This window comes from Vibrio sp. 10N.261.51.A4 (genome assembly GCF_041471945.1).
Taxonomy (GTDB): domain Bacteria; phylum Pseudomonadota; class Gammaproteobacteria; order Enterobacterales; family Vibrionaceae; genus Vibrio; species Vibrio crassostreae_C.
In genome coordinates this window covers 1-1,340 of record NZ_JBFRPJ010000152.1, presented here as the reverse complement: position 1 = coordinate 1,340, position 1,340 = coordinate 1, and the positions used below count along the sequence as shown (strand labels likewise).

Genomic DNA, 1,340 nt, shown 5'->3' with positions numbered 1-1,340 from the left:
CAATGCCGTTCGGATAAGCATTACTGTTTGAATCTAAACGGATATTTAGCTGGAACAAAGAGGATTGAACGTGGAAACGTTCGGTCCTTTCTTTTATCTGGGAGAATGAAGTGACTGATACTTTCCCTCATTCTTTTAAGTTTTACTGGTAGAGTTCCGTCTGGACATAAAGCTAGCCAACGTAACTGCGCATCAATAAGGTTAATCGCGGCCGTAAAACTGACCCTAGTCGCTCGAACCCCTGCTTCTGAAGCTATCTTAACCATCTCTAATCGCACTAGGTTATAAGCAAGTAAGACACCCCAAAGCTCTTGCCTCACACCGACAGAAAAACGACTTCGTAAAGTGACGTGACTTTGCAGTTGAGTCTGTTTAATTTCACCATAACCTTCTTCTATCTCCCAACGTTGCCAATAAATACGCAGCAGGCTTTCTAGTGAGTATTTGCTAGGGTCTGTAAGTGAAGTAATAAAACCTTTTATCTCACCTTTTGGTTCTTGATATAGGACTAATCTAGCTTCCCAACGCTCGGGTAAATTAGGATTCTGCCGCTGGGCCTGAGGAGAGATGGGCATTGAGATAAGCATGTCATTTTCTGCATATTTCTCCAATACTTCATAGCGTAGTTTACGTTTTGCAGGCATTAACCAATGAGCATTTTCCGCACTCTCTTGCCATGACAACAAAAGGTCTGCGGAGAAATAACAACGATCAAATAAAGTCAATGAGTGCGCTGGGATATCATTGAATAAACGTTTAGCTAAGGTCGTTTCACCGACATGACAACCATCAAAAGCTGCCCCCATAATCATTCGAGTTTCCGTTGACATCAAAGCAACTAAACGAAGTTGAGGATAAGGTTTCAGTTTTTTAGAGATGAACCCAAATTCTTCGGCGTTCTCTGGTGAATCTTGGCACCTAAATGTTGTTCCATCCACAGCAAGAACGTTAAGCCCTAAGTCTCTGTCTTGTTGAATGATATCTTCGCGCCAAGCCTTGACTGTTGTGTGAAAAAGAGCCGCTAATGGACTCTCGTCTAGACGTCGACGTGAATCGGTGAGGACACTAGGCGCAACACGAGACCAACTATCCTCAGGTTTTGGTTGAAGGGCAATGTCTAATGAACTGCATACCTCTTTGATAGACATGTTGCGTTGCAACCCCATCCAAATAACTAGCCAGACAGCTTGCTGAGCGGGAAGTCGACGTCGTCTTATGCTCGCTTTATTTGTTTCAAGAAGAGCTTGTTCTATCCATTCTAGTTGAATGGCGTTGACGACAGATTCGTAATTATCCGTATCCTCAATAGTCTCGTGCGCCATTGCTAATTCTTGTTCAAG

Annotated in this window: 1 protein-coding gene; it reads right to left on the bottom strand. The window is 43.2% G+C overall.

Annotation, left to right across the window (positions count from 1 at the left end):
• Positions 1-20: 20 nt before the first annotated feature.
• On the bottom strand, positions 21-1,340 hold a 1,320-nt coding region (locus AB4384_RS23390), incomplete at its 5' end, for an IS4 family transposase (protein WP_372130185.1).